At 71.7% G+C, this 2,752-nt stretch carries 2 protein-coding genes; both read left to right on the top strand.

What is annotated here, in order from left to right:
* A partial coding sequence (locus tag AB0C36_RS42975) for an acyltransferase domain-containing protein (protein WP_358365217.1) occupies nucleotides 1-1,704 on the top strand: 1,704 nt, incomplete at its 5' end.
* A 50-nt stretch (nucleotides 1,705-1,754) separates the two neighbouring features.
* The coding region (locus AB0C36_RS42980; protein WP_358365219.1) for a beta-ketoacyl synthase N-terminal-like domain-containing protein at nucleotides 1,755-2,752 on the top strand (998 nt) is incomplete at its 3' end.

Genomic DNA, 2,752 nt, shown 5'->3' on the forward strand with positions numbered 1-2,752 from the left:
GCGGGTCCGGTGGGGAAGACGGTGTTCGTGTTCCCGGGGCAGGGGTCGCAGTGGGCGGGTATGGCTGGTGAGTTGCTCGCCGAGTCACCGGTGTTCGCCACCCGGTTCGGGGAGTGCGCGAAGGCGTTGGAGCCGTTCGTGGACTGGTCTCCGGCGGAGGCCCTGTTGGACGAGGACGGCGGGTGGTTGGACCGGGTCGATGTGGTGCAACCACTGCTGTGGGCGGTGTTGGTGGCGCTTGCGGAGTTGTGGCGTGCGTACGGTGTGGAACCGGATGCCGTGGTGGGTCACTCGCAAGGCGAGATCGCCGCGGCGGTGGTGGCGGGTGGGTTGTCGTTGGAGGACGGCGCCCGGGTGGTCGCCCTGCGCAGCCGCGCGATCGTCGCGCTGTCGGGACAGGGCGGCATGGCATCGGTCGCCGAGCCCGAGGCGCGAGTGCGAGAGCGCATTGCGGCGTACGACGGCCGGGTTTCGGTCGCGGCCGTGAACAGCCCCGGTCAAACGGTGGTTTCGGGTTCCGCCGACGACCTGGGGTCCTTGGTGGCCCGGGTGACGGACGAGGGCGGCCGAGCCCGGTTGATCCCGGTGGATTACGCCTCGCACTCCGCGCATGTCGACACCATCCGGGAGCGGATCATCTCCGACCTCGCCACGATCACGCCGGCCTCGAGCCGCGTGCCGTTCTGGTCGACGGTCACCGGCGACCGGCTCGACACCGCGTCGCTCGACGCCACGTACTGGGCCACCAACCTGCGCGAAACGGTGCGCTTCGACGACGCGACCCGAGGCCTCGTGGCGGCCGGGCACGGCACCTTCATCGAGGTGAGCCCCCACCCCGTGCTGAGTACGGCGATCGGCGAGACGGCGGAGTCCGTCGAGGCGGTCCGGGCTCTCGTGGTCGGAACTCTGCGCCGCGACCAGGGCGGATTGCGGCGGTTCACCCAGTCGCTCGCCGAGGCCTGGGTGCGGGGCGTCGGCGTCGACTGGGCCGCCGCCTTCGCGGAACACCGTCCGCGGCGTGTCGATCTGCCGTCGTACGCGTTCCAGCGCGAGAGGTACTGGCTCGACGGGAGCCGTACGGCACTGGGAGTCACGGCCGCCGACCCCGCGATCGGTGCGGCGCACGACGCGACGGAGGCCGCGGCGGAACGCCCCGCCCTCGCGGAGCGCGTCGCAGGGCTGACCGGGGCGGAACGCCTCGCGCGGATATCCGACTTCGTCCAGGCCGAGACTGCCGCGGTCCTCGGCCACCACGGTGTCGGCGCAGTCGAGTCCGACCGCGCCTTCCGTGAACTGGGCCTGGACTCGCTCACCGCGGTGGAGCTGCGGAACCGGCTGAACGCGGCCGGCGGACTGCTCCTTCCCGCGACGCTGGTCTTCGACTACCCGACTCCTGCCGACGTCGCGGCCTTCCTCGACGAGGAGTTGGCGGTGGCCGGCACCAGGGGCACCGCCTCGTCCGCACTCCCCGAAGCGCTCGCCGAGCTGCGACGGCTCGACGCGGCGTTGTCCGAGGATCTCGGGGACGCGGACGCGCGGGCCGCCGTGCTGGACCAACTGCGCTCCCTGGCCGACAAGTGGGCCGCCCCGGACGAGACCGGACGTCCGTCGGGTGCGGCAGCCGGGGTCGACGACCTCGACCTCGACACCGCCACCGACGAGGAGTTGTTCAGCCTCATCGACGGCGACCTCGAAACGTTCTGATGCCGGTGACCCGACGACCCGAGGCTTTCCCGTACCAGAAAGGCGATGCAGTGTCAGAAACAAGCGCCGGCACGAAGGGCACCACGCGCCCCCAGGCCGAGCCCCCCGGGGACGAGGCCAAACTCCGCGCCTACCTCAAACGTGCCCTCGCCGACGTCCGTACCGCACAGAAGCGGGTACGCGACATCGAGGCCGGGCAACGCGAACCCATCGCGATCGTCGGCACGGCGTGCCGGCTGCCCGGCGGCGTGGCGAGCCCGGAGGACCTGTGGCACCTGGTCGATTCCGGCACCGACGCGGTCGGGGAGGCGCCGACCGACCGCGGCTGGGACCTGCGCGACATCTACGATCCGGACCCCGACAAGCCGGGCACCACGTACACGCTCAACGGAGCCTTCCTGCCGGACGGGACGGAGTTCGACGCGGAGTTCTTCGGCATCTCGCCGCGCGAGGCCTTGGCGATGGACCCGCAGCAGCGGCTGCTCCTCGAGACCGTGTGGGAGGCGTTCGAGCGGGCCGCGATCGACGTGACGGCGCTGAAGCGCAGCAGGACCGCGGTGTTCGCCGGGGTCGCGGGGATCGACTACGCACCGCCGCTCGACCGCATCCCCGAGGAACTGGAGGGCTACATAGGCACCGGAACGCTGGGCAGCGTGGCCTCCGGCCGCATCTCGTACACCTTCGGTTTCGAAGGCCCCGCGGTCACGGTGGACACCGCCTGCTCGTCCTCGCTCGTGGCCCTGCACCTGGCGGCCCAGTCACTGCGGACCAAGGAATGCGACCTGGCGGTGGCGGGCGGCGTGACCGTCATGACCTCCCCGGCCGGATTCGTGGAGTTCTCCCGGCAGCGCGGTCTGTCGGCCGACGGACGCTGCCGGGCGTTCGCGGCGTCGGCGGACGGCACCGGGTGGGCGGAGGGCTCGGTCGCCCTGGTCCTGGAGCGTTTGTCGGACGCGGTACGCAACGGGCACAAGGTGCTTGCGGTGGTGCGGGGTTCGGCGGTGAACCAGGACGGTGCGTCGAACGGTCTGACGGCGCCGAACGGTCC

This window comes from Streptodolium elevatio, from assembly GCF_040649515.1.
Classification (GTDB): Bacteria; Actinomycetota; Actinomycetes; order Streptomycetales; family Streptomycetaceae; genus Yinghuangia; species Yinghuangia elevatio.